General features: G+C 40.6%; 20 protein-coding genes. 13 read left to right on the forward strand and 7 right to left on the reverse strand.

Annotation, left to right across the window (positions count from 1 at the left end; genetic code table 11):
* Positions 1-167: 167 nt before the first annotated feature.
* Together bamC and ACHSBP_RS03890 are read left to right on the forward strand one after the other, a co-directional pair.
* On the forward strand, positions 168-1298 hold the full coding sequence (gene bamC / locus ACHSBP_RS03885; RefSeq protein WP_010560330.1) for an outer membrane protein assembly factor BamC: 1131 nt from the start codon (positions 168-170) through the stop codon (positions 1296-1298).
* A gap of 158 nt (positions 1299-1456) precedes the next feature.
* A complete protein-coding gene (locus ACHSBP_RS03890; RefSeq protein ID WP_010560329.1) occupies positions 1457-2857 on the forward strand; it encodes a YjiH family protein in 1401 nt (466 codons plus the stop codon).
* Here the strand turns inward: ACHSBP_RS03890 and ACHSBP_RS03895 are convergent.
* The gene (locus tag ACHSBP_RS03895; protein WP_010560328.1) at positions 2854-3033 is read right to left on the reverse strand and encodes a DUF2897 family protein; all 180 of its coding nucleotides are present in this window, start codon (positions 3031-3033) and stop codon (positions 2854-2856) included. The genes ACHSBP_RS03890 and ACHSBP_RS03895 overlap by 4 nt on opposite strands.
* Positions 3034-3167: 134 nt before the next feature.
* Between ACHSBP_RS03895 and ACHSBP_RS03900 the strand changes: the two genes are divergently transcribed.
* Together ACHSBP_RS03900 and ACHSBP_RS03905 are read left to right on the forward strand one after the other, a co-directional pair.
* Entirely contained in the window at positions 3168-4505 is a 1338-nt protein-coding gene (locus ACHSBP_RS03900) for an ankyrin repeat domain-containing protein (protein ID WP_395388181.1), read from the forward strand.
* Between the two features lie 164 nt (positions 4506-4669).
* A complete protein-coding gene (locus ACHSBP_RS03905; RefSeq protein WP_395388182.1) occupies positions 4670-6517 on the forward strand; it encodes an aminotransferase class V-fold PLP-dependent enzyme in 1848 nt (615 codons plus the stop codon).
* Between the two features lie 226 nt (positions 6518-6743).
* Here the strand turns inward: ACHSBP_RS03905 and ACHSBP_RS03910 are convergent, their stop codons facing one another.
* The gene (locus ACHSBP_RS03910; RefSeq protein WP_395388183.1) at positions 6744-7772 is read right to left on the reverse strand and encodes a LacI family DNA-binding transcriptional regulator; all 1029 of its coding nucleotides are present in this window, start codon (positions 7770-7772) and stop codon (positions 6744-6746) included.
* Between the two features lie 285 nt (positions 7773-8057).
* On the opposite strand from ACHSBP_RS03910, the gene pgi reads away from it, so the two are divergent.
* The 3 genes from pgi (at position 8058) to pgl (ending at position 12423) form a co-directional block, all read left to right on the forward strand.
* Positions 8058-9701 carry a glucose-6-phosphate isomerase gene (pgi, locus tag ACHSBP_RS03915; RefSeq protein ID WP_395388184.1) on the forward strand — a complete coding sequence of 548 codons (1644 nt, stop codon included), beginning with the start codon at positions 8058-8060 and terminating at the stop codon, positions 9699-9701.
* 539 nt (positions 9702-10240) lie between these two features.
* A complete protein-coding gene (gene zwf, locus ACHSBP_RS03920) occupies positions 10241-11710 on the forward strand; it encodes a glucose-6-phosphate dehydrogenase (RefSeq protein WP_010560323.1) in 1470 nt (489 codons plus the stop codon).
* Entirely contained in the window at positions 11710-12423 is a 714-nt protein-coding gene (gene pgl, locus ACHSBP_RS03925; protein WP_010560322.1) for a 6-phosphogluconolactonase, read from the forward strand. The genes zwf and pgl overlap by 1 nt, the downstream gene beginning before the upstream one ends.
* A 51-nt stretch (positions 12424-12474) precedes the next feature.
* Here the strand turns inward: pgl and ACHSBP_RS03930 are convergent, their stop codons facing one another.
* The 3 genes from ACHSBP_RS03930 to ACHSBP_RS03940 are packed head-to-tail and all read right to left on the reverse strand — an operon-like array spanning position 12475 to position 14553.
* Positions 12475-13368, reverse strand: coding sequence for a peroxiredoxin family protein (locus ACHSBP_RS03930; RefSeq protein WP_395388185.1), 894 nt, complete (start codon positions 13366-13368; stop codon positions 12475-12477).
* A 5-nt stretch (positions 13369-13373) separates the two neighbouring features.
* Entirely contained in the window at positions 13374-13859 is a 486-nt protein-coding gene (locus tag ACHSBP_RS03935; protein WP_395388186.1) for a TlpA family protein disulfide reductase, read from the reverse strand.
* A 10-nt stretch (positions 13860-13869) separates the two neighbouring features.
* Positions 13870-14553 carry a cytochrome c biogenesis protein CcdA gene (locus ACHSBP_RS03940; protein WP_395388187.1) on the reverse strand — a complete coding sequence of 228 codons (684 nt, stop codon included), beginning with the start codon at positions 14551-14553 and terminating at the stop codon, positions 13870-13872.
* A 207-nt stretch (positions 14554-14760) separates the two neighbouring features.
* On the opposite strand from ACHSBP_RS03940, the gene ACHSBP_RS03945 reads away from it, so the two are divergent.
* The 5 genes from ACHSBP_RS03945 (at position 14761) to ACHSBP_RS03965 (ending at position 24021) form a co-directional block, all read left to right on the forward strand.
* On the forward strand, positions 14761-17142 hold the full coding sequence (locus ACHSBP_RS03945; protein ID WP_395388188.1) for a winged helix-turn-helix domain-containing protein: 2382 nt from the start codon (positions 14761-14763) through the stop codon (positions 17140-17142).
* 1158 nt (positions 17143-18300) lie between these two features.
* The gene (locus ACHSBP_RS03950; protein ID WP_010560317.1) at positions 18301-20958 is read left to right on the forward strand and encodes a TonB-dependent receptor; all 2658 of its coding nucleotides are present in this window, start codon (positions 18301-18303) and stop codon (positions 20956-20958) included.
* A gap of 60 nt (positions 20959-21018) precedes the next feature.
* Positions 21019-22530, forward strand: a complete 1512-nt coding sequence (locus ACHSBP_RS03955; RefSeq protein WP_395388189.1) for a tryptophan halogenase family protein — start codon at positions 21019-21021, stop codon at positions 22528-22530.
* A gap of 18 nt (positions 22531-22548) precedes the next feature.
* The gene (locus tag ACHSBP_RS03960; protein WP_395388190.1) at positions 22549-23196 is read left to right on the forward strand and encodes a putative 2OG-Fe(II) oxygenase; all 648 of its coding nucleotides are present in this window, start codon (positions 22549-22551) and stop codon (positions 23194-23196) included.
* A gap of 114 nt (positions 23197-23310) precedes the next feature.
* Positions 23311-24021 carry a SapC family protein gene (locus ACHSBP_RS03965; protein WP_395388191.1) on the forward strand — a complete coding sequence of 237 codons (711 nt, stop codon included), beginning with the start codon at positions 23311-23313 and terminating at the stop codon, positions 24019-24021.
* A gap of 63 nt (positions 24022-24084) precedes the next feature.
* On the opposite strand, the gene ACHSBP_RS03970 is transcribed toward ACHSBP_RS03965, so the two are convergent.
* Together ACHSBP_RS03970 and ACHSBP_RS03975 are read right to left on the reverse strand one after the other, a co-directional pair.
* On the reverse strand, positions 24085-24333 hold the full coding sequence (locus tag ACHSBP_RS03970) for a YdcH family protein (protein WP_010560313.1): 249 nt from the start codon (positions 24331-24333) through the stop codon (positions 24085-24087).
* A 12-nt stretch (positions 24334-24345) separates the two neighbouring features.
* Positions 24346-24660 carry a TraR/DksA C4-type zinc finger protein gene (locus tag ACHSBP_RS03975; RefSeq protein WP_010560312.1) on the reverse strand — a complete coding sequence of 105 codons (315 nt, stop codon included), beginning with the start codon at positions 24658-24660 and terminating at the stop codon, positions 24346-24348.
* A gap of 274 nt (positions 24661-24934) precedes the next feature.
* Between ACHSBP_RS03975 and ACHSBP_RS03980 the strand changes: the two genes are divergently transcribed.
* On the forward strand, positions 24935-25951 hold the full coding sequence (locus tag ACHSBP_RS03980; protein WP_010560311.1) for an isoaspartyl peptidase/L-asparaginase family protein: 1017 nt from the start codon (positions 24935-24937) through the stop codon (positions 25949-25951).
* Positions 25952-26113: the final 162 nt, after the last annotated feature.

Genomic DNA, 26113 nt, shown 5'->3' on the forward strand with positions numbered 1-26113 from the left:
TAACGTGGCCGCGAATTTTAGCAAATTTAAATGGGTTCAACCATGTAAATATATGATGTGGTGAAAATTATAGCGAATTGTTAAGAATAAACTAAAGATAGGGTGGTGGTTTCTTGTGTTTGGTCCTTAGTAAAAGTAACATAGGCGGCAATTTTGAGAATAATATTATGAACCAAACAGTGTGTGCTGCGTCAAATCAAGCAAATAATAAAGAGCACACCAAGGAGAAATTTGTGCAGTATTGGATCCGAAATTCATTGGTTGTCGCTATCTCAATGGCGATTACTGCTTGTTCTGTTTTCACCAATGATTCGCATCATAAACGCAATTACCGTGTTAATGATGAACTTAAAGTGCCAGGTAACCTGACAAAACCATACAAAGATCCTGCCTACGATCTTGACTCGGCACAATATACATCAGCTGAAGAAAGTGCGTTATATCTGGTAAAAGCACCGGCTCAAGTGCTTACTTTTGCACAAGGTTCATGGATTAACGAAGGTGATAAAGAGTCGCGCATTTTCTTCGATAAAAACGAAGGTATTCAAGATTTAGAAAGTTTTATTTGGCAAGCGATTGACGATTTATTCGTTGAGCGCCAAGTTACCACAGAAAATAAAGCTGACAATTTCGTAGTGACTAACTGGCATACAATTGAAGAACCAATTGATGTTTGGTGGTGGGAAGAAGAGCGCGAATTAAGCCGTCAAAAATTTAAGTTTATCGTTGAAACTGAAGAGCATAAACGTACCGCATCGGTAAAGGTTGAATTAGTTGATTTTGAATCGAAATACGACGAGTTGACAGCGGTACTGCAGCAGCGTTTAGAAGTGGCGGCGCTAAATGAATTTATTGGTCAGTTTGACTTTAACTACCGACAGTTAATGGTTGAATTAAACAAAGCTCGCGGCATTGTATCGTTGCAAATGGGTTTTGATGACAAAGGTAACGCGGCGTTTGTAACTGAGCAAAAAGCACGTGCTATTTTTGAGCGCTTCCCAAGCTTCTTAGAGCGCGTTGGTTTCAATATTGATGAAATCGAGCAATCTCGTAACTTAATTTTCGCCACGTACGAAACACCAGATGAAAGCGTTTGGGATTCAATTTGGGGTGATGACGTTCGTAAACTGCCACTTGAAGCAGGTCAGTATCAATTATTGGTTGCTGAAACGAAGACCGGTGGCACATCAATTACTTGGCTTGATGCTGAGGGTGAAACATTAGAGCCGGGCACGTTAAGCGATACACTACAAGTTATTTTAGCCATGCTAAAAGAGCGCGGTGTAACCGTTCAATAATTTATAAAATTGGATTAGCAAAAAAGAGCCCTCGGCTCTTTTTTGCTTTTAAACGATAGAAAAGTAGCGATTAAAATAGCAAATAAGTAAATGGTTATGCATTTTGTTGGCAAAGATATGCAAATCAATTTACCGCTATCACTTTAAAGGTAACAAGTATGAGTTTGGAAGCTAATCAATCGACTGCACCACGCAGTAATTTTGCGACCATAATGATTTTCCTTATTCCGTCATTAATAGGCGTGTTTTTATTTATGACACCGATTAACTATGGTGGCGAATTCACTATCCCCATAGCGATATTGGCTAAGGAATTAAAAGGCGCGTTAGCACACTCAATTACGCTTATTGTGACATCGGTAATTGTGTCAATGGCAGTAATATCGGGCTTAGCTACGCTATTTAAACCAAAGTTTTTAAAAGCGGGTAGCTTTGTTCGTCACTTACTGATTGTTAGCCCGATTTGGCTTGTGGCACGTACGTTAGGCGCTATTTTTGTGCTAATGGCGTACTTAAAAGTCGGTACGTTTTCGATTGGTGATACCAAAATTGAGATTCACTCAGACGCAGTTGGTGGCTTGGTACTGCACGAGTTGATGCCAATTCTATTTTCGGTATTTATTTTAGCTGGTTTATTACTGCCTTTATTGCTTAATTTCGGTTTGCTTGAATTAGTCGGTACGTTACTGACTAAAGTAATGCGTCCACTTTTTGGTGTACCGGGTCGCAGTGCCGTTAACTGTGTTGCCTCTTGGTTAGGTGACGGCAGTGTGGGTATTTTAATGACTGCGAAGCAGTATGAAGAAAAACATTATACACAGCGTGAAGCGGCGATTATTGGTACAACTTTCTCGGCGGTTTCAATTACCTTTTGTTTGGTGGTTATTGGTCAAGTAAAATTGGCGCATTTATTTGCACCGTTTTACCTTACTGTTTGTATGGCGGGTATTGCCGCTGCACTGATTGTTCCGCGCTTGCCACCACTTAGATTCAAAAAAGACATATACATTGATGGTGAAGAAGTAAAAGGTAATCCAGAGGCATTACCTGAAGGGAAAACCTTGTTTAAACATTCACTTGATGTAGCACTTGATAAAGCACGTCATGCACAAACAATTAAAGAAACGCTTATTGATGGTTTAAAAAATGCCGTTGATATGGTGTTTGCGGTACTGCCAGTCGTTATGGCGATCGGTACGATTGCTCTTGTGATTGCTGAATATACGCCAGTATTTCAATGGTTAGGCACACCGTTTATTCCACTGTTTGAACTGATGCAAATTCCGGAAGCTGAAAAGGCTGCGCAAACTGTGGTTGTTGGCTTTGCCGACATGTTTATTCCATCAATTTTGGCGGCGCAAAATATTAACAGTGAACTGACGCGTTTTGTGGTTGCGGCAATGAGTGTAACCCAGTTGATTTACATGTCTGAAGTGGGTGCACTGTTACTAGGTAGCAAAATTCCAGTAAATATCTTTGAGTTATTTATGATTTTTATTTTACGTACATTAGTAACGCTACCGGTAATCGCCTTAATGGGACATTGGCTAGTAGGTTAATTTTCTTGATCTTTTTCGGCTCGCTGTTTTTCTTCTAATGAGCGGCGAGCTTTTTCTATCGGATCTTGATTAAAGTTTTTCATATCCATTTTTGCGGAATGCTTTAGTAAAGCGATATTGCTCCAAATCACGCCAAGCACAATTGCGATTATTAAGATTGTGGCCCAGATGCTCATAGATTTGCCTAAAAGTTGTGAATTTCTTTAATTTTAACCCAGTAAATGGAACTTAATAAGTTCTTTTTCATCAATTAAATAGTTGTTACTATTAGCGCGTTTCGCGTAATTACATTTTATTCTGGAGCACTGCGTTGTCACTTGAGCGAGTATTAGTTTGGCCTGAGGCTTATCCACTTTTATTAAAAGGTTTGTTAGAGCAAAATGGCGCATTTATTTTGGATGCCCTTGAAGCTTGGCCGAAATGCGAAGAGACCAAAGACGCGCAAGGGATCAGCACCAGCGTGCTACCACCACTGTATTATTTATTGTGGTTAAAGCCGGCAGAGCCATTTGAGCAATGTTTCTATCAGCATATATTTGAATACGATGATAATGCTCAGCAGTATATTGAATCGGCTATTGCGCATTTACATCTGCAACTCAACAGCAAAGAAGCAATAAGCGAACTCTTGTTATCACGAATCGACCAATACGCAGCGATTGGCAATCAGGTTGCAATGCAAAGTGAGCTAACACTTACCTCACTGTGTATGCACTTGCGTTTCTTTAAGTTGTTTCAGCAGTTTTTAAACCTCGGCATGCCGTTATCACACGACGATGTGTTAGCGATTTGGGCGGATGATGATTTTCGTGAAGTTGCCTTACCCTTTATTAAAAGTAATGTAACTGGCGATACCAATGTATTGGCAGAAGAAATCGCCGATAGATTGCGTCAAGGCGAAGACTTTTTTGATTTGTTGCTTGCACTCTCTGATGGCGAAGTTGATAACCGTTTGTTAGAGCGCGCGCTGCTATCTCATATTTCACAGCCTGATGCTAAACAAAGCTTATGTATGCGATTTATCGAGCAGGGGGCAAAAGGGCAGATCACTGATGAAGATGGTTTAACTGCCTTAATTTGGTCAGCTAAGCAAGGCTTTGCAAATGTATTTGATGCTTTGCTAAGCAAAGAACGTGCAAGTGAATGCGACTTAAAAGGTAATAACTTGCTGCATTTTGCGGTGCGAGCTCGCAGTTTGGATATTATTAGTAAAGCGCTTAACGGTGGCGTAAATTATCATCAAAAAGACAGCGATGGCCTTACACCATATCGCTTAGCGGTTGAACTAGAGCTGCCTGAAGTGATAAAGCACTTCGAACACAAGTTTGGTATTAAAGAATTGAGTGAAGAAGGGCAATTAAAACTGATCCAGCATGTGCATTTGTTACATGCATTAGTGTGTTTTATTTTGCCGTTACAGATTTTTCTGATTTTTTCAGACTCAATTACTATTAAAACAGAAATCAGCATTGCGACAACGCTAGTGTCACTTGGTGCATTTGCTTTTGCCTTGTCATTAAAGCGCAGCAATTTATACCCAAATATTAAGCACCCGTTTGCACTGACGCTCATTCGCATATTGTCGCCAATATCACTCATATTAGCGTTATTACTGTTATTGGTGATCTTAACAACTGTGCTCAGCTAAGCTGTTTTTAATAATTATTAAAGGCCACTTATACAGTGGCCTTTTTTGTTTGTGGTAAAAGCTTTATAAAAAGCCGTTAGGTCAAAACGAAATGTTATTAGCCTTTCTGATCGATATTTGAAATAATGTTATAAGATATTCCATAAAGTAATAAAGCCGTAACCATGAGCCAATCTTTAATTTATTTAGACGCCAATGCAACAACACCGGTTTACAGTGAAATCGCTCAGGACGTGATGCACTGTATGGAAGTGGAGTTTGGTAACCCGTCGTCATCTCACATTACCGGGTTAAAAGCCAAGCGTTTAATGGAAGACACACGCCAATTAGGCAAACGATTAATTGGCGCTGAAAAGGGAAGGTTGCTATTTACCTCGGGTGCAACAGAGGGGATCCAAACGTCGGTTGTATCTGCATTGGTTGCTGCAAAAAATCACACCATCGAAAAGCCAGTATTGCTTTATGGTGCAACAGAGCACAAAGCCGTGCCAAATACGCTAAAGCATTGGAATGAGTTACTTGAAATTAACGCTGAAATATTAGCAATTCCAGTTGATAAAAAAGGCTTGCTCGATCATCAGTTTATTGCAGAGCACAGCAAAAATGCTCTGCTAATTTGTACCATGATAGTAAACAATGAAACAGGTGCAACACAAGACATCGCAACATTAGATAAAGTGATCCGTGATAACAATCCAAATGTGTTTTGGATGGTGGATTGTGTACAAGGTTTAGGTAAACAAAAATTGAATCTTGACCAAACAAGCATCAATTATGCGCCGTTTTCTGGTCACAAGCTGTATGCACCTAAAGGTATTGGCTTTTTATATTTAAGTGAAGATGCGCCACTGACACCTTTTATTGCAGGTGGTGGGCAAGAAAGTGGCGCGCGTTCAGGTACCGAGAATTTGCCAGGCATAGCAGGTTTAAAAAAGTTATTTGAATTAATGCAAAGGGGCGAAGCAAGCCCGTTTAAATCGGCAGATGTGTTGGCGAGTTACCGTGATAAGTTAGCAAACGCATTGTCACATACATTTGAAGAAATCGTTTTTAATAACGACTTTTCAGTATCGGTTCCAACCACAATTAACTTTAGTGTTGCTAACATTGCAGGCAGCGAAGTAATGAATTTATTTGATGCTGCTGGCATTCGAGTGAGTGCAGGCTCTGCTTGTAGTTCAGGTGCTGCGAGTAGCTTTGTACTCGATGCGATGAATCTAGCGCCATGGCAAAGTGAGAACGCAATTCGCCTATCGTTTGGCCCAATGGCAAGTGAAGATGAAATTAACAGTGCGTGTGAGCGCATTATGGCGCTTAAAGATAAGCTCGCAAATGCATGTATGTTAACGAGTTATACCAAAGAAACACCGTGTGCGGTTGGTATTAACCAATATGTGGTCGATGGCGATATTATGTACCTTATTGTCAACCAATCACTTGATACTTTACTAATTAACCCTATCTTTTCTGAGATAAACAAGGTTAAACGTTTAGCAACTAAGCAAGGGTTGAAGATCACCCATATTATTAGCGATAAATCTGACTACGTAGACGTATTTTTAGACAGTCAATTCGTTGATTTAGCAACAGATAAAGTAATGCCTGAGTTTAATGTTGAACTGTGTGATCGCGCAGTTCTATTTACTCATCAAGGTAGTCAGTTAAAGCTTGCATTAACATTAAACGCACCTAACGCCGTTACTGAAATAAACAGTACAGAGCTTAAAGCACAATTAGCCGCTAATAAATTGGATGGCATCATTGATATTCGCGAGCATTATGAACATCAAGAAGGTGAGCTGAGTGACTATTTAAAGGTCCCACGCGATATGGTGACGAATATTCCAAGTCACCGTTTGCTAAATGAGTTTGCTTCAGGACAGCTGGTAAAAGACAAACATTATGTGTTGGTGTGTCGCAGTGGTCGTCGCTCTAAAGCCTGTTGTGAGCTACTTACTAGCCTTAACTTTACTAAGTTAAATAATCTCTCTGGTGGCGTTGCCTTTATTTAGCAGTGGATAACAGCACGAATAGAATTCACTTACATAGCAGGTCATCCTAGCGGGTTAAGTTTAATGCTAACAGTGTTTGAATTTATCAATGTAGAGCAACCGCATAAGAAAAGTTTTGCTCCGTGATGATTTATTTATCAGCACAAACTCTGACTACATTCTTAACAGAATTGGTATAAAAAAAGCAGCTTAAAGCTGCTTTTTTTATAATTTAAATGGATTGTCGTTACAGCGCATTACCGGTTGAATCCCTCACAACTAATTCAGGTGTAAAACAAATTGCCATTTTTTCTTCTTTAATTTTAGTTGGACGGCTGTTTGCAAATAGTAGCTTCGCTGCTTGCGTAGCAATATCTTGGTTAGACTGATGAGCCGTTGTTAATTTTGGCCATGTTTGTTTTGAGAAGGGTGAATCCTCAAATCCAGTAATAGACAGTTGCTCAGGAATCTTAATATCCATCAAACGCGACGCGAATAATGCACCCGCCGCGATTTCATCGTTACAGGCAAAAATAGCGGTGACTTTTTCGTTATTCGCCATCAGTGCTTTAGCGCCTTCAACACCGGATTCAAACGAGTACTTACCCGGAAATATCAACGCATCGTTTAGCGTAATATTATGAGCAGACAATGCGGCTTTGTAGCCCGCTAAGCGCTCAAGTGTTGATTTGTGTTCTTCTTCACCGGTAATAAATGCAATGTGCTTGTGGCCGAGCGAAATTAAATGCTCGGTAATTTGATATGCAGCATCGTGGTCATTTACGAAAATGGCGTTAGGCTTACTTTCTTTTTCGCTTGGTTCGCGGCCCGATAATATGCGCACATAGTTAATGCCGATAGAATCAAGTAAATCTGTAACATCTTGACGCTCAGACAGCGGTGGCGTTAATACTAATCCCGATAAACGCGAGCGCTCGATCATGGTTTGAATTTCTTCTAGCACATGTTCGTCGGTACTGCTGCAGGGGTGAATAAGTAGTTCGTAACCTTCTTCTTTACAGCGAGATAAAATACCATTTTGCATATCAATGACATAATAAGCATTCGGGTTGCTATAAACGAAGCCGATAGCAAATGACTTGGTGCCTGCTAAACTACGCGCCGCTAAGTTCGGCTTGTAGTTTAATTCTTTAACAGCTGCCATAACCTTATCGGAGGTTTTTTTTCTAACAGAAGGCTCGTTGTTCATAACACGAGATACTGTTTTCATTGATACGCCGGCTAGGCGTGCAACATCATTTATGGTGACTTTCATATTGTTATTATATCTTTTGCTGATGAGCTTTGCGTAAAGCATGGGGTTAATAACACACAACGTATTATTCTAACTGTTTTTTTTTCAAGTCTGTAGCTATGTTTCATAATTTATACAATTAATATGACGTGATACCGGTGTCAAAAAGTTTAAATTGCCAATTGACAGCGTTGTCATTTTTACTTATTGTTAATCTAGACATTTTAATAAGTAGTAACTTTAGCAAGTGTTTAGCGAGTTTCAAGTTGCAAACACATGCTTAGGGTAAAGAGAGTTAGGTAGAGTATGAGTAGTCGTTCTTCTTTAGCAAGTTGGCAAACACTGGCAGGCCTTGCAAGTGATATAAAGCAACAGCACTTAGTTGATTTATTTGCTAATGATGCACAAAGATTTGAGCGTTTTTCCACGCAAATCGATGGCGTTTTCTTTGATTACTCAAAAAACCTGATCACTCAAGATGTTAAAAATGCGTTATTAGCACTCGCCAATGATGTTGATTTGGCATCATGGCGCGACAAAATGTTTTCTGGTGAAAAAATTAATATTACCGAAAACCGCGCTGTGCTGCATACTGCCTTGCGTAAACGCAATAATCAGGCGGTGTATGTTGACGGCGAAAATGTGGTTGATGCCGTTAACGTAGAATTAAATAAAATCAGTGCATTTACCGAAAAAGTGCGTAGTGGCGCTTGGTTAGGTTACACAGGTAAGCGCATTACTGATGTGGTGAGCATCGGTGTTGGCGGTTCAAACCTTGGTCCGCAAATGGCAACAGAAGCGCTTGCTGCATACGCAGATGAGACGCTTAAAGTGCATTATGCATCAAACGCCGATGGCATGCAGATAGCAAATGTACTAAGCAAAGTGAATGCGGAAACCACGCTATTTATTATCTCAAGTAAAACCTTTACCACATCAGAAACCATGGCAAACGCGAAAACTGCTGTTGCATGGTTGAAACAGGCTGCTGGTAATGACGATGCGGTTGCAAAGCATTTTGCTGCAGTGAGCACCAATTTAGAAAAAACGTCAGAATTCGGTATTAATCCAGATAACGTATTTACCATGTGGGACTGGGTTGGCGGTCGTTTTTCAATGTGGTCAGCAATTGGTTTACCTATCGCTTTGTATCTTGGTTTTGATGCGTTTGTTGAATTACTTGAAGGTGCATTTGAAGTTGATCAGCACTTTGTAGAAACAAACTTTGAAAATAATATTCCTGTGCTTATGGCGCTTTTAAGTGTGTGGAATACTAGCTTTTTGGATGCACGAGCGCAGGCTATTTTACCTTACGACCAAAGCATGCATATGTTACCGGCATACCTGCAACAAGCTGAGATGGAAAGTAACGGCAAGTCAGTCACGTTTGATGGCAAAGCAATTGATTATACGAGTGTACCACTTATTTGGGGTATGACAGGGATCAATGGTCAACACGCGTTTTACCAATATTTACACCAAGGTACGACGATTGTGCCGGCCGATTTTATTGGTTCAATAAAGCCTGTGCATGAGGTGAACAATCATCATGAAATTTTAATGGCAAACTTTTTTGCGCAAACTGAAGCCATGATGGCAGGCGTTAGCAAAGCGCAAGTTGAAAAAGAATTAGCAAGCAAAGGCTTAAGCGAAGCGCGTATTGCTGAACTGGTTGAGCATAAAGTACATCAAGGCAATCGTCCTACCACATCAATTTTACTTGATACCATTGATGCGAAGCATTTAGGCCGTTTAATTGCACTTTATGAACATAAGATTTTCTGTCAGGGCATTATTTTAGAAATTTGTTCATTCGACCAATGGGGCGTGGAATTGGGCAAAGGCTTAGCAAATGCCATTCAAAAAGAATTAGAGACAGATGAAACGCTGGCACACGATAGCTCAACAGCGGGCTTAATTGCACTGTATAAAAATAAGCGAAAAAATTAAAAAGCGGTCAAATGTCAGGGTTAAGTGATTGGCATTAGCTTAGACTGCGCGGTTTTCAAAATGCCTTAGGCTGTTTTTAAACTGCAACAAATACCTTTGAACGGGTAGCACTGAGTTATTTGGAACGTCAATTGGTGAGAGAGTTGACGCTTCCAAACACTCTTATTTACCGGTTCAAATAGCAACTTGGCAAATGCAAGTTGAACGTAATCAAATAGTAAAAAATACCTTTGAACGGGTAGCGCTGAGTGATTTGGAGCGTCAATTGGTGAGAGAGTTGACGCCTCCAAAGCTCATATCCGTTTATAAAGCGAACTGAGTAGCGCTGAGTATTCAGGGGTAACAGTGGGTGAGAGCATTGTTACTCCTGAAAACTCTTTTCTTCATAGCCCCATTTGCGTGAGCAGTTACATACGAATTCAATATAAATTAGCAATCATAAATAGCTTACCCAAGCGCTATTTAGTGCTAACATAACGAACTAAAAACACATTCTATATTGTACTTAACAACAAGTTACTAAAACGAAGAGAACAATTATGCTAAACCCATTTGATATCGTTATTTTTGGTGGTGGTGGTGATTTATCACTGCGTAAACTGCTGCCTGCAATGTACCGTGCCTATCAAGAAGGAAACCTGCCGGAAGGGACGCGAATTCTGCCAACCGTTAGGGCATTAGCAAATGAACAAGAATTTGTTGATAAAGTACAAAGCAGCCTTAAGTCGTTTTTAGGTAAAGGCGAATATAACGCGAAAGACTGGAAAGCGTTTTCTACGTTTTTAAAACCAATTGTTGTTAATGTCACTGAGCAAGATGATAACTGGTTACGCTTAAAAGAAATTTTAGAGTCAGACGAACAAGACAAAGCGCGCGTTTTCTATTACTCATTACCGCCTGCAGTATACGGTCGTTGTAGCGAACTTTTATCTGATAATCAGCTGATTACTAAATCAACACGTGTCGTGGTGGAAAAACCAATTGGTTACTGTGGCGCGTCAGCAGAAGAAATTAACGCGAAAATCGCAGAATACTTTAAAGAAAGCCAAATTTATCGTATCGATCATTATCTGGGTAAAGAGACAGTTCAAAACTTAATGGCACTGCGTTTTTCAAATGTGATGTTTGAGAATATGTGGGATGCAAAATCGATTGATAATATTCAGATCAGTATTTCTGAAACTGTTGGCCTAGAAAGCCGAGCGGGCTTTTACGACAAAGCCGGTGCGCTGCGCGACATGGTGCAAAACCACTTGTTACAACTACTGTGCCTTGTAGCGATGGAATCACCAAATAAGCTAACGGCTAAAAGCATTCGCACGGAAAAATTAAAAGTACTTGAAGCTTTGCGTCCACTTGTAGGTGATGACGTTGAAGCAAACACCGTACGTGGTCAATACGTACCGGGCCAACTTGACGGCAAATTGGTACCTGGCTATTTAGAAGAACTTGGCGAAAACAGCGAGACCGAAACCTTTGTAGCGATCCGCGCACACATTGAAAACTGGCGTTGGGCTGGCGTACCATTCTACCTAAGAACCGGTAAACGCATGAAGCAGCGTTGTGCCGAGATTATCGTAGAATACAAAAATGTATCACACAACGTGTATGACGAAACGGTTGGCGGCATTGAACCAAACCGATTAGTGATCCGCTTACAGCCGGAAGAAAGCATTCAGTTAACGCTAATGTCTAAGCGTTTAGATAATTTAGAAATGCAACTTGAACCAGTAACGCTTGACTTAGATTTGTCTAAAAACTACGAAAATGGCTTCCATTCAGATGCATACAAGCGCTTAATGCTTGATGCCGCGGCAGGTAATGCATCACTATTTATTCACCGTGACGAAGTACGTCAAGCATGGGCGTGGATTGATCCAATTATTGAACAGTGGCAAACAGCGGGTATGCCAGCACTTTATCGTGCAGGTACGTGGGGGCCAGAAGATGCAGACGAGCTACTCGCTGAAAATAATCACGCATGGTACAACGCAGGGAATAACAAATAATGTCAGCCAATATTATTGAAAAATTTTTCGATTCAAAAGGTGCCTATAACGCTGAATTAGGTGAAGATCTTGCTAAGTGTTTAGCACAAGGTATTGAACAAGATGGTCGTGCTGTACTAATGGTATCAGGTGGTTCGTCACCGGCGCCAGCATATCGCTATTTAAGTGGTCTTGAGTTAGCGTGGGATAAAATCGACGTAGCTATGGTTGATGAACGTTGGGTTGAGCAAAGCCATGATAAAAGTAATGAAGCGTTTATTAAATCAACGCTATTACAAGATAAAGCTGCAGCTGCTAACTTTGTAACCATGAAAAACTCAGCGGACAGTGCGCAACTTGGTCAAGTTGAGTGTCAAAACGCATATGCGGCACTTAAACAAAATTTTGATGTGACGATTCTAGGTATGGGACCAGATGGTCATACCGCATCACTTTTCCCGCATGCTCAAGGCCTTGATAATGCGTTAACAACTTCTGATTTAGTCGCGGCAATTGATGCAATTAAGAGTGATGTAACTGGTGATATTACTGAGCGCATGACATTAACGCGTGCTGCTATTCTACAATCGAAAGTGATTAAGCTTTTGATCAGCGGTGAAGAAAAACTGGCAGTTTATAAAGAAGCTAAAGCTGGCGGAGAGGTTGCAGATATGCCACTTCGCGCTATTTTACAGCAAACAAAGGTACCGGTAGAAGTGTACTGGACAGCTTAATGTTCGACTAAAATAGATTAAAAAGCCCAACTCAAGTTGGGCTTTTTTTATTTAGAAAGCTTGACGCTTCAAGATAGTTCCGCGATGATCTATGGCAATTTTATAAGGCGTTTGAGAGACACCATAACGTTTAAAAATCACATTTTCGCTGTCCCAAATTACCGGCATTTGTAATTGATGGGTTTCAATAAATTTACGTACATGGGCTTCGTTAACGTAGTAGCCACTGATCACAGCCAGATACAATTTACCTGGTTTAAGTTGATTTTCAGCTAATTGCTTTAGGCTTGACTCACAATTTGGAAAGTGTGGCATTGGACACAAACTATCAAGAAATACCAACTCAAGCGTATTACTGGGTTTGAGCATTTTTATGGTATTGCCTAACGATACCGTTTTCCCCGATAAACTTTCACGAACAAAATCTGAAAATTGTTCACCAACGGCAATATGATTTACCGGCGGTTGTTTTTTAAAGCGTGGTGAAGACGCTTTTTCTAATAATTTGCTTTTATAGTGTGCAAACTGGGCTTGTGAAATTTGTTGGTTTAATTTTAGATATGCCAATAGCGCAGCATCATCACCTTTAAACAAAACTCTGCCATCGTGCTCAATAATATGAAACGGTGTTTGCCAAACGTCATATTGCCGCATTAACTTAAACCCTTTATCGATCTCAATGGATGCAAATTGCGGGTAGTAGCTTTTAAATTCAGCTATTTGAGTGGGTGTTACATTGAGATCTTGTTGTTTATAGCTGACGCTATAGCTTTGTTGATTTAGCCAGTCAATAAACACGGAATTTGCGCCATCATAATGTGCCCAAATATCCATAAACACTGTGTGTTTAATTGGTTCTTGTGTTTTTGTATACGCAGGATTAGCAAAAAATAGTAAGCCTAAAGTAACAACTAGGATGTGCAATGCTTTAAATTGATTAAACATAGGTACTATTCCTTTTCTGGTAACGCAGCGATATAGGCGTCAATTTTGTCTGAGTGTAAAAAGCTCGTTAGCGCAACCTTGCCGCTTTGGTCGATTAAAATATGATAAGGCGTACCTAATACGCCAAAGTTTTGCGTGATTTCGCCGTTTGTATCAAACACTGTATCTATCGACAGATTATTGCGATTAAAGTAGGCGTTAATATTGTCAATTGAGTCATTAATGCCAACGTTTACCGTAATGATGGCGATTTTGTCGCTGTGGTTTTTATTTAACTCTGCTAAATGTGGCATTTCAGCTTGGCAATATTGGCACCATGTTGCCCAAAACTTAAGGTAAACGGGTTTTTCCTTTAGTAATTCGTTTAAATTAATAGCCTCGCCTTTTAGAGTATGGCTAACTAAATTAGGTGCTTTGTCGCCAACCTTAAGCGGTGATGCAAACAAAGGGGTGGCAAGAGTAAGTAACACAAAAGCCAGTATATTTTTCATATTAATATCCTTAAAACGTGATTTGAAAATAGAAATAAAGGGCCACGCCAATCAGCAAGGCCGCCAATATGTATTTGAAGCCGTTAAGCCAAGGGCCGCTTTTTGGCAGCGAGTTCAAAACGTTGGAAAAAATGCCTGCAATGAACAGTAAGGCACTTAATCCAAGTGCAAATGCGAACAAATAAATAGGGCCAACGAGTGGTGCTTGCTCAGTTGAAACATACATCAGTAACATACCAAGTACCGGCGACGTGCAGGGCGCCATTACTAAGCCGGATAACGCACCACTAACAAATACATTGAGTGGCGCATATGAACTGAATGAACTTTTGGCGACAGAAAGCTGCGGCATGTTTATCCAGCCAAGCATCCATGCAGCCATGACTAAGCAAAAACTACCCGCAATAAATAACATTGCAGGGTGGGTGGCGACACTGCCAAACAAATATCCCAGCTTGGCGGCAAAATAACCTAATAAACTGTAGCTAAGTGCAAGACCTAACACATATAAACAGGTATATGCTGTTGACTGGTAAACATTGTTTGCATGCTGGCGTATCACTGCAACGGTAATTGGCAGCATTGGGTAAACACAGGGTGTTAGGCTGGTTAATACGCCTGTTACAAATATTACCAGCACCACATACAGCGAAGCTTTATCGCTGACGAGGGCTTCTTGAATAAACATTTCCATACTGAGCTCGCTTTAAAAATTGGCTTGCATCAGTGTTGCTGTTATTTGCCCCAAACCCTATTAAATCGATATAAAATCCATCTAAAATAAATATATTTATATATTTTTCAATGTATTAAGTTCTAGCTTGGCGTTTGTTAAAGGTTTTGTTTTGCTGTGCTTTGATTTATTATTTAGGCCTATTTTGATTTGTGGATGGATGCGCTGTTGTTTCGTTTTAGTGATTATGAATTTGAACCAGAAACAGGTTACCTAACGCGGCTGAACGATGCCCAAACTCAGCAGCCGGTGTTACTGCGAAACAAGGTTGCTAATTTACTGACCTATTTTTTGCAGCACCCAAATGAACTAATAGCGAAAGAAACCCTACTTACACATTTATGGCAGCATGGTGACTATCGCGAATCAGCATTAACGCAAAGTATTCGTGAGTTACGTTTGGCCCTAAACGATGATGCTAAATCGCCGCACTACATTAAAACAATTCCACAACGTGGTTATCAGTGGATTTGCCCAATAACACGTGACGTAAATCAGGCAGAATCAAAGCATTCTGAACAACCACCAGCAAAAGAAATACAGACAGAAAACACGTTAAATAAATCCCTAGGTTTATGGATTGTTGTGGGCGTTTTAATGTTAGCCGGGTTAATATTGGCTATTGGAATTTGGCAACTTAATAGCGGTAATGTTGCTAACCATAGCGAACAACAAAACCAAGTTACATCGCGTTTACGAGTAATGGTGCTGCCGTTTATTAACGATACACAGCAGCCAAGCATGGCATGGCTTGAACATGGCCTGTCAGATATGTTGGCGGTTGATTTAAAGCGCTCTCAACGGGTTGATGTGATTTCGCCCTCTGAGGCACATTTATCGTTGTTGAAAAATGAGTTACCGTGGCCCGCAATGCCAGTACAAATACGTAACTTACTCGATAAGCTTGAGGCAAATGTCGCTATTTTCGCAAGTGTGCGCATGCATCAGCAAAAACAAGTTATCGACTTTCAGGCAATCTATTCTGATGGACGCATCAAACAGGGTAGTTTGAGCTATGACGAGTTAGCGTCGCATATTGAAGTTATCTCGCAGCAGATCCTAGCAATGATAAACGTTCATAAACACAATAATAAAAAAGCGCTTCCTGATATTTCCGCAATGGCGATCGCTCAAGGCATGCAAGCATTGCAAACCACGGGTGCTGCAGAGGCGATTAAATATTTTCAAGCAGCAAACACCATATCGCAAACAAATTGGGCAAGCGCTTATTTGGCAAGAAGTTATATTGCTGTGGGAAAATGGTCACAGGCTCGCATCGAATTTAGTAAAATTGGGCAAAACGACCTAAAATACGACCCACTACTTAATGCCTTTATCGCGTATTGGCAGGCAATTATCGCGATACGTCAAGGTAGTAGTAATCAACAGGCTTTGATTGAGAAAAGTATTCACGCCAGTATCAACAGCCAAGACCCACAATTAATCGCTGAGAGTTATCGTTTACAAGCATCATTGGCTTGGCAAGCAATGAAATGGCAGCAACATGATGAATTACTAAAAAAAGCAGCGAAGTTAACTGATGAGTATACTGAGTTAGCCGCGACGGCAGATTCACTATTTTATTTGGGCCAACCAAATAATGTGGGACTAGAAAAAAGCCCGTATAACGATTTAGCCAAAAATAAAGAGCGACTTACCAAGGCGCTGAGTTTTTACCAAACCCTCGGCAATCAAGAAAAAATCGCCGCAACGCAACTGGCTATTGCGCAAAATTATTATTTTGACCAAGAAAAGCGTGAAATCGCTTTGCAAGATGCGTTAGCGCACTTTACCGAGCTTAACTTACCGTATGAGTTAGCAATGGCAGAACTTTATGCGGGTTTTTATCATATGCAATTGCACCAAGGACAACTTGCTGAGCAGTATTTTAAGCAAGCAAAGCATGGGTTTGAAAAGCTGGGTGCCAAATCGGCGTTGCTGTGGGCTGATTTTTATATAGCGTTTTCCTACCTCGACCAAGGACTAGATCAAAGTGAACTGGGCCGCCATGGACAAAACCCAGAAATGCTTAAGCGAGCGATTAATGCGTTTCAGACACTATTACCGAATACGCAATCGGATTTGATAAAAGCAAGCAGTTATGTATTTGTTGCATGGGCATACACCGACTTACACCAGTTTGATAAGGCCAAGCACGCACTTAAATTAGCGTTAACCCATTCTAGCGACCCTGCGTTAACCTTAACAAATGAATATGCGCGTTATTCGTTAATGTATATTTACCTGCTACAAGACCAAGCGCAAAAAGTACTGGAAATAGAGAAACGCCCTTGGCGTACAAGATTACAAGCGGTTTATGTCGCCAAAGCGTATGCTGCATTAGCGCAATATAATAAGGCGGCCAACACGCTTAATGAATTAAAAGAAGTAATGCCGGGGTATTTCACAACACAAGATAATGACCTGCTTGAAGCTTATCGCAGACAAAATAGGGCAGGCAGTATCATGCTCGAACAAACTCTGCCTAAAGCACATTCCGTTTATTGTGAAACAGATTGGTCGATTGATATCAGCAAACATGCTAACTAACAGCGCTCTAATCACTATCGTTTTACCAGTCATTTTGTGCCTTTATGCAAGCTGGGTGGTTATTGCTTGCTTTATGTAAAAGGGTTACAAATTCGCTGAATAACAAGGGCTGTTTTTCTTTACAGCCATTATTCAGCGTGTATTTATTGCGGTGCTTATGTTGCCTAGCGATCTAAGTGAATATAGAGCAAAGCTTGCATGCTCAGTTCACATCCCTTACCTGGATTTTGTTGACAATAATGATAAAAGTTTGAGTAATAGTACTGTTCGCCTGCGCTTGTTGGTTTTCTACTGTGTTATCGCTTATTTATGCTGACTAACCCCATTGCGTTCTCGGCATTGTTTGAATATCGTGAAAATAAGCATGAAAGCTTAATAGGCTTTCATGTATAAAACAGCTAACCCGCATCGCTGCCTTACATATCAATCACCGCCTTATCGGATTATGGAGCAGAATTCACTTTATCTGTGTAAACAACAATTCGATATGCGTGGCGTGGTTATTTTTTGACGATACGACAGGCTCGCTTAAGGTGACTCAAACGCTTACTTTGTAACCTAATGTGTTTTTAAAAAGATAATCATGGCTAATTTTACGAAAAGTTCGAAATATGACTAGACAAATGACACCGGTGTCTTTATTATTCTCATTAACAAATGACAGCGCTGTCATTATATCCCCTTGTAAGTAATGTGAATTAAGATTTGAGGGCTCCGCTTCTATCATTCTGCCCAGTGATAGGGGCCCTCAATTAGCTAACACAGAGTTAACCAACGTAACGTTAAGCAAGCGCTTTTTCAGGCAATGTAATAATTGCCTGACATTTTTCTAAAATCGCTCCAAGCACCTGATCCGACCTCCACCTGATTAAACTTTTCTTACAGATTAAGCTTTACAGATAATATTTGCCGTGTGTTATAGTAAAAAGGTCGCTAGCCCTCGTATTTAGCGGGTGTTATGAAAATTTATTATTGCAAATGTAAATAAATTGTTCTTATTTGTTATATATAAATGAACGCGATTGTTTAAAAAATGCAAAAATAATTGTAGCGATATTGTAATTTTACGTGTAAGGTTTGTTATCAGATGACAACGCTGTCATCTTCACTGGGCAGAAAGTGAATTAAACCAAAACAAAATGATTCAAGGGGAATCCTGTGTTAGCTAAAAATTTCAAAAAAAGCTTATTAGCAGTTAACATCGGTTTAGCAATGGGCGCTGGTTTTTCAGGCGTGGCTGTTGCAGCTGATTCAGAAGTACAAGCAAAAGAAGATGTGGAAGTAATTGAGGTACGTGGTATTCGTCGCTCACTTGCAGCATCGGTAAATACTAAACGTTTCGAAAACTCAGTTGTAGATGCGCTTACAGCTGAAGATATCGGTAAACTTCCAGATTCTGACGTAGGTCAGTCTTTAGCACGTATTCCGGGTATTTCTGTAAATAGAACATTCGGTCAAGGTAGTTCAGTTTCTATCCGTGGTACAGACCCACGTATGACACTAACAACGCTTAACGGCCAAAACGTAGCGTCAACTGGTTGGTATGACCAAATGAACATTGACCGTTCATTTAACTATTCAATGCTTCCACCTGAGCTTATCGGTGGCATGGAAGTTTATAAAACTTCTCAAGCGAATATTGTTGAAGGCGGTATTGGTGGTACGGTTATCGTTAAAACTCGTAAACCGCTTGACCTAGATGCAAACACTATTTTCGGCTCAGTTAAAGGCGAATATGGTTCAATCAATGAAAATGTAGCACCAGATGTATCAGCGTTATACAGCTGGAAAAATGATGCTGAAACTTTTGGTGTTTTAGTATCAGGCGCTTACGTTGACCGTGAATATCTTCGTCGTGGTACAGAAGCAGATTTAGATTGGGGTGGACGTTCGTCTATTCAGCCTTCAAGCTTCCTACAAGAGCAAGAGCGTACGGCATTAAACGTAGCACTACAGTATCGTCCAACTGATAACCTTGAGTTCGGCGCATCAGTTATGATGCTAGAACTAGGTGCAGACAGCATCGGTGCAAACATGTACATCGAAACTGATACAGATTGGGGTGACGGTGAGTCAGTTTGTCAATCTAAAAACTCAGCTGGCGTTTGTACATACAGTGATACTCCTGAAAATGCAGCTTCTCGCGTATTCTTCCAAAACTGGGCTCGTCAAGGTGAAATGACATCTGACACAATCGAGTTAAATGCTAAATACGAAGGCGATAACTACACAGTAAAAGCAGTGGCTGGTAGCACGAAAGCTGACGGTGGTACTCAAATGAGTGCAAACTTTGGCTACGGTTGGTGGGGCGATCGTTTTGGCGAAGTTAAATGGGCTGGTGTAGTAGACGCGACAGGCAAAAAAGTTGACATCGATGGCCGTGACATGGGCTTCACTGTAGATCAACTTGATACTACAGTTGGTACATCTCAGTGGACTGGTATTAAAGGTCCTAACTCAGATGAAGAAGTTTATGCGCAGGTTGATTTAGACCTTGATGTAGATCTAGGTGCAATTAATAAGTTCAAAACGGGTATTCGTTACACGCAACACGAATTCGAGCGCTTCCAGTACAGTGCAGTATATGGCGACGGTGCAAATGTATTTAATACAAGCGATTTATACAGTGGCACTATGGAATTAGGTTCAGAAGGTTGGACGATTCCAAAAGCAAACCTAGACGCGATGATCAATTCAACGGTATCGTTAGTGGATGAGTTTGTATACTCACGTCCAGGTTACGGCAAAATTGAAGAAGATAACCTTTCTGCATACGCAATGTTTGAGTTCCAAAGTGACGGCTTACGCGGTAACTTCGGTGTTCGTTACATTTCAACAGACGTAACGTCTAAAGGTCATTACATTGATAACTCACCGGCAGACAAATTAGGTACTAATGCGGGTTGGAGTACGGGTCTTACTTCGGCTGAAGGTGATTACAGTGACTTCTTACCGAGCATCAATATTGCGTATGACCTATCAGAAGATATGATTTTACGTTTTGCTGCGTCACAAGCGATTACACGTCCTAACTATGACGCGCTATTCTTAGCAAGCCTTGACGGATACCCAGATGACCGTCGCGGTAACGAAAACATCACATACGGTAACCCTGCACTTGAGCCGATGAAAGCGTCTCAAGCTGATATCAGCTTAGAATACTACTATGGTGACAGTAACTTATTTGCAGTGACTTTCTTTATGAAAGACATTAGCAACTTTATCGTAGGTACAACTGAAGACAATGTTGCTATCGGTGTAATTAACAACGATTTAGAAACGCCAGCTGATAGCTGGATCGTTAATAACTTCGTTAACGCGGGTGGCGGTACAATTGACGGTATCGAATTCCAACTTAACCATGCATTTGGCAATGGTTTTGGTGTGAACGCTAACTACACGTACTCAGATGCTGAAGCGCCTAAAGAAGTATACACAGATCAGCTAAGCGTTTTCTCTGAGTCGTCTAAGCACACGGGTAACTTAGTTGGTTACTGGGAAAATGAGACGTTCTCTGCGCGTGCGGCATACAACTACCGTTCAGAATATATGATCCGTGAATACGGCGCATATTATGGTAACCGTATGCACGATGATTACGGTTCGCTAGACCTATCATTCGGTTGGAATGCAACGGATAACATCGCAGTACGTTTAGAAATTGTAAACTTAACTGCTGAAGATGATATCCAATATGGTGCAGCATCAGGTACAGATTCTAATGTACAAGTTAAGCCTTCACTTAAAGATGGCTTCCCAGTATGGTCATTCGAAGGTGAAACAACTTATAAACTTGGTGTGAACTTCACGTTCTAATTCATGTTTTAATAAAAACCCAGTATTGTTACTGGGTTTTTTTCGTTTTGGAGCACAAAAATGATAAAAAAAGTCGCTATTCTAGGTGGGGGCACTGCCGGCTGGTTAGCTGCAAATCATTTAGGGCATGCGCTTTCAGCAACTGATATCGAAGTTACACTTATCGAGTCAGAAGACGTACCGTCAATAGGTGTTGGCGAGGGCACCGTTCCGTTTATTAAAGATACACTGCAAAAGTTTGGTATTTGTGAAGTTGATTTATTACTCAATTGTGACGCAACGTTTAAGCAAGGCATAAAATTCACCAATTGGATGGATAAGACCCGTCACGGTGAATACAACCATTATTACCACCCGTTCGAATCCCCGTACCCAAATGAGTTTGATGTCACTAATTATATGCTAAGTGAGGGGAGTGAATTACGCTTTGATGATGTAACGATACAGTCAACCGTTTGTGAGTTAGGGTTAGCACCGAAACTTGTGTCTTCTGCTCCTTACCAGGGCGTTCTAAACTACGCATATCATTTTGACGCCGCGAAGTTTGCATTATTATTAGCACGTAACGTCAAAGAAAGATTTAACGTTAAACATTTAAAAGCAACGGTTGAGAACGTACAACTTGATGATACCGGTAATGTAAAAGCAGTAACGAGTGTCAATGGTGATACACTTGCTTTCGACTTTTTTGTTGATTGTACAGGTTTTGCATCGCTGCTTATTGATAAAGCGCTTAATGTACCCTTTGTTAGTAAGGCGGACGAATTACTAACGGATAAAGCGCTCGTTAAACAAGTGCTCCTTAACCCTAAACAAGGGATATTTCCATATACCAAAGCAACGGCACATCAGGCAGGTTGGATATGGGATATTCCGTTAACCACCCGACGTGGCACTGGCTTTGTCTATGCTAGCGAATTTATGAGTGAAGATGACGCATACCGTAAATATGCACACTACTTGGGTTTAGATGCAGATAAACTTGATGTCAGAAAAATCGACATGGAAGTAGGCTACAGAGAAGTGTCATGGTATAAAAATTGTGTGTGTTTAGGCCTTGCACAAGGATTTTTAGAGCCGCTTGAAGCGACTTCAATTTTATTAACCGATTTTACAGCAGATCTGCTTGCTAAAAACTTTCCAAAAAATCAATCTGATGCGGATGTGATGCGCGATGATTTCAATAAAGCTGTGACATATGCATGGGATAGAACGACGGATTTTATCAAGCTACATTATTGTATTTCTGATCGTCAAGATTCTGATTTTTGGTTAAAAAACCAATCATTGGCGCGCAGCTCTGAAGAACTTAAAACACGCTTAGCCAAATTTAAGATTAGACCACCGCACCGTCAGGATTTTTTTAGTCGCTTTGATCTTTTTGATGAAAAAAACTATCTCTATGTGCTGTACGGTATGCGCTACCCAACGTCTAAACCGCACTGTTCTGAGCAAGAGATCAAGCTAAGTCGTGAACTATTAGCACGTAACAAAGAGATGCTGTCAATGGCACAAGAAAAACTACTGTTAACGGATGAATGGTTAACTAAGTTGAAGCATGCGGCACGTTAATTTTACTTTAGAGGTTTTGTGGAAATTATAAATCCAGATAAAAAAATAGCGGTTTTTGATTATGATGAGTCATCACGCACCGAAGAACTCGCGTTTTTAACACAAGGGTTAGATCATTTATTTGCTCTGCCTGAAGTTCAAAACGTAGAAAATGTACCCGATGCATCAGGTGCGAGAGCACTTTCAACGGTACACTTAAGTGACCGTTTAAATCTTGTTAATTTTTTACAATTAAAGACAATGCCAATAGGACATTGGCTTTTTAATAGTATCAGTCAAGCTGCGTCCCAATTTGGATTAGGGAAAACTCGAAACATTCGCCAGTTTAAGTTTCATCGCACTTGGGCAAATAGAATAGAACAAGGTTGCAATACCATCGCACATCGACATGCCCAAAAAGATTGGGCTGCACCTCATGTGGTTGCAATCTTATACGTTGAATGTGCCCCAGGAAGTGCCGATTTAGTGTTTGTTGATGACGACTCAAATGTAATGCGAGCAGAGCATATCAGTCACTACAATGCAAAGTTGTGCACCAAAATTGCAAGTAAAGCAGCAAGATTAGTGGTCCATGATGCGACGTATTTACACGGCACGACAGAACATGCGCTTGATCAAACTAGATCTTGCATTATTTTTGAAGTAGGATTTCCACCATTAACATAACATTCATATTTTTTGGGCTTGTTTTTTACTAATGCAACCCATATAACGGTATAAACGCTGATTAATTGTTAGCAAAACTATTTATAATTATTAGAATTCCACTGGAGCAGTAAGATGACGGACGTAATAAAGCCACTTCATAATGTTGAACATAAAGATGTTAAAATTAAAAACGGTTTCAACACAGACCTAGTTAAAGATCAACACTTAGTACCAGTTGTGGCGCACGAATTTGCACGTGTAGCTAACGAATACCCAATTGTATTTGTAAAAAATAACGAAACTGAAGAATTCCAGCCAGTTGCAATGTTAGGTCTTGAGCCTGGTGAGAACCTATTTGTTAAAGATGGCAAATGGCAGGGTGCTTATCTTCCGCACGCACTTACGCGTTACCCGTTAGTACTGAGCAAGAACCCTGAAAATGAAGAGCAACTATTTGTTGGTATCAACGAATCTAGCGACCTTGTAAATAAAGAAGAAGGTAATGCACTTTTCGATGAGAAGGGCGAAGAAACAGACTACCTTAAGCGTCGCAAAGAAGGCTTAATTGCGTTTGTTGAATTCTCACAAGTTACTGCTGCGTTCACTAAGTTCTTAGCTGATAAAGAGCTACTTATCCCGCAAACACTAACGCTTGAAATTAAAGGCGAGAAGCGTGATATCAATGGTATCTACCTAATCGACGAGAAAAAGCTAAACGAGATGGCTGATGACGAGTTCCTAGAGCTTCGTAAGCGTGGTTACTTACCACCAATCTACTCGTTCTTAACATCAATGCCTCAAGTAAATCGTCTTGCACGTTTAAAAGCAGAGCAAGGTGCTTAATTTAACGGCTAAACGTTAAGTAAAAAAAGCGCCAGTTGGCGCTTTTTTTGTGTTTGTTGTTTGTTAATTTTCTTTATGTGTTTTCAGCATCGCGTACAGCTCGTCTTTTAGGTGTAAACGACGCATTTTTTGTTTTTCTAGGTATGCGTCAGAAGTATTTTCAACGCCTTCTTCAATGCGGATCACTTCGTGATCAAGATCGTGGTATTCCTTAAATAATTTAGAAAAGTGCGCATTAGTCATTTTTAATTCGCGAATTTCTTCATTAAACTCTGGAAACTCATGATGCATGTCGTGTTTTTCAATAAACATGGGTGTTATTCCTTATTGTGCACAGTTGATACAAGTTTGAACATAGGGTAATGCATGTAAACGCTCGCGTGATATTTCGCTCTCGCACTGGCTACAAATGCCATAATTATTGTTTTCTAAGCGCGAAATAGCGGCATTTACTTGTTGTAATTCCAATTTTGCCTCATGGCGAATGCCGTCGAGCACTTGGTCGTTTTCACTCTCTGTCGCTTGCTCTGCAAAGTCTTGCGAGCGACCTTTTTTAAAATCTGAACCAATCGCATTGATGCGTTTATTGAGTTCGATTTGTTTTTCTTTAAGCTCGATTAAAATTGCGTTTTTGTTCATAACGCCTCCTATTCTTTAATTATTAATCTACGCCGCTTTGATGGGATTGCGTTGATCTAGCGCAAAAAAATAACGCCTTTGTGCTGTTCATCGAAAATGCTTGAAATTGACGCGTTTGCCTTGCAAATTGAATAGAGTGTTTTGTTCTTTGTTGTTGCTTCTTGACTTAGACCACTAGGACTACAAAGCCACGCCGCGATCAAAAAAGCTTTGGATTTGAACAGAATTTAGACCACAAAGATCAATACGCTCTAAAAACAAAAGGAAAACAATAATGAACAAACGACTCGCAACTGCGTTTTTAACAGCGTTTTTATCTACTAGCGTGTTTGCATCCAGTGAACAGCCTTTCTCAATCGCCATTCACGGTGGAGCAGGCACGATAGACAAAAGTAAATTTACCCCTGAAAAGGAAGCGGCGTATCGCGCTAAACTGCAAGAAGCAGTAGAAGCAGGTTATAAAGTGCTTGAAAACGGTGGTGAGAGCTTAACGGCGGTCACTACAGCCATTAATATTTTAGAAAATTCGCCGTTTTTTAACGCCGGCATTGGTGCCGTTTACACTTATGATGGACACCATGAACTTGACGCATCAATTATGGATGGGCGCGACCGTCAAGCGGGTGCCGTTGCGGGTGTAAAGCACATTAAAAACCCAATCGATTTAGCACGGTTAGTAATGGAAGAGTCTGTACACGTGATGCTAAGCGGCAATGGCGCAGAACAATTTGCTAAGAAAAACGGCATGAGTTTAGTTAATAACAGTGTGTTCGACACCGAGCACCGATATAAAGCGCTAGAACGCGCTAAAAAGAAACTCAATAAAACAGAGAACTACCAAGCAAATCATCGTGCACTGCCTGAGCAATATAAAATGGGCACGGTCGGCGCTGTGGCGTTAGATAAACACGGTAACTTGGCAGCTGGTACGTCAACGGGTGGTATGACGGCAAAACGCTTTGGTCGTATTGGTGATTCGCCTGTGATTGGTGCGGGTACCTTTGCCGATAACCGTTCATGTGCGGTGTCTGCTACAGGCCATGGTGAATATTTCATCCGTTACAGTGTGGCGTCTGATATTTGTGCTCGTGTGCAGTATCAAGGCAAAACCATTCAGCAAGCCGGTGATGAAGTAATTCATGATGTACTTAAACCAATAGGGGGCACAGGTGGTGTAATTATTGTTGATAGTAAAGGTAATATTAGTCTGCCATTTAATACCAAAGGCATGTATCGCGCGTCAAAACTGGCAAATCAGCCTACCTATGTGGCAATTTTTAAAGACGAATAAAGGCATTTTTTAGGGTCTGTTGACCTTTCAAGTTTGTTTTTGCAGCAGTTTGATTGGGTTTTATACAAGGCAGAGGCTGCGTGGCATAGTTATTCTATGTGAGCCAGCCGATAACACAGTAGAAAAGCCAATCAAGCGCTGCCGAACGGTTCTTTTGAGCGC

The sequence above is a fragment of the Pseudoalteromonas sp. XMcav1-K genome (assembly GCF_044005875.1).
In the GTDB taxonomy this organism is placed as follows: Bacteria; Pseudomonadota; Gammaproteobacteria; order Enterobacterales; family Alteromonadaceae; genus Pseudoalteromonas; species Pseudoalteromonas spongiae.

Coding starts and splice junctions, on each gene's coding strand:
- bamC (WP_010560330.1), top strand. CDS start 168: ATGAACCAAACAGTGTGTGCTGCGTCAAATCAAGCAAATAATAAAGAG.
- ACHSBP_RS03890 (WP_010560329.1), top strand. CDS start 1,457: ATGAGTTTGGAAGCTAATCAATCGACTGCACCACGCAGTAATTTTGCG.
- ACHSBP_RS03895 (WP_010560328.1), bottom strand. CDS start 3,033: ATGAGCATCTGGGCCACAATCTTAATAATCGCAATTGTGCTTGGCGTG.
- ACHSBP_RS03905 (WP_395388182.1), top strand. CDS start 4,670: ATGAGCCAATCTTTAATTTATTTAGACGCCAATGCAACAACACCGGTT.
- ACHSBP_RS03910 (WP_395388183.1), bottom strand. CDS start 7,772: ATGAAAGTCACCATAAATGATGTTGCACGCCTAGCCGGCGTATCAATG.
- pgi (WP_395388184.1), top strand. CDS start 8,058: ATGAGTAGTCGTTCTTCTTTAGCAAGTTGGCAAACACTGGCAGGCCTT.
- zwf (WP_010560323.1), top strand. CDS start 10,241: ATGCTAAACCCATTTGATATCGTTATTTTTGGTGGTGGTGGTGATTTA.
- pgl (WP_010560322.1), top strand. CDS start 11,710: ATGTCAGCCAATATTATTGAAAAATTTTTCGATTCAAAAGGTGCCTAT.
- ACHSBP_RS03930 (WP_395388185.1), bottom strand. CDS start 13,368: ATGTTTAATCAATTTAAAGCATTGCACATCCTAGTTGTTACTTTAGGC.
- ACHSBP_RS03935 (WP_395388186.1), bottom strand. CDS start 13,859: ATGAAAAATATACTGGCTTTTGTGTTACTTACTCTTGCCACCCCTTTG.
- ACHSBP_RS03940 (WP_395388187.1), bottom strand. CDS start 14,553: ATGGAAATGTTTATTCAAGAAGCCCTCGTCAGCGATAAAGCTTCGCTG.
- ACHSBP_RS03955 (WP_395388189.1), top strand. CDS start 21,019: ATGATAAAAAAAGTCGCTATTCTAGGTGGGGGCACTGCCGGCTGGTTA.
- ACHSBP_RS03965 (WP_395388191.1), top strand. CDS start 23,311: ATGACGGACGTAATAAAGCCACTTCATAATGTTGAACATAAAGATGTT.
- ACHSBP_RS03970 (WP_010560313.1), bottom strand. CDS start 24,333: ATGTTTATTGAAAAACACGACATGCATCATGAGTTTCCAGAGTTTAAT.
- ACHSBP_RS03975 (WP_010560312.1), bottom strand. CDS start 24,660: ATGAACAAAAACGCAATTTTAATCGAGCTTAAAGAAAAACAAATCGAA.
- ACHSBP_RS03980 (WP_010560311.1), top strand. CDS start 24,935: ATGAACAAACGACTCGCAACTGCGTTTTTAACAGCGTTTTTATCTACT.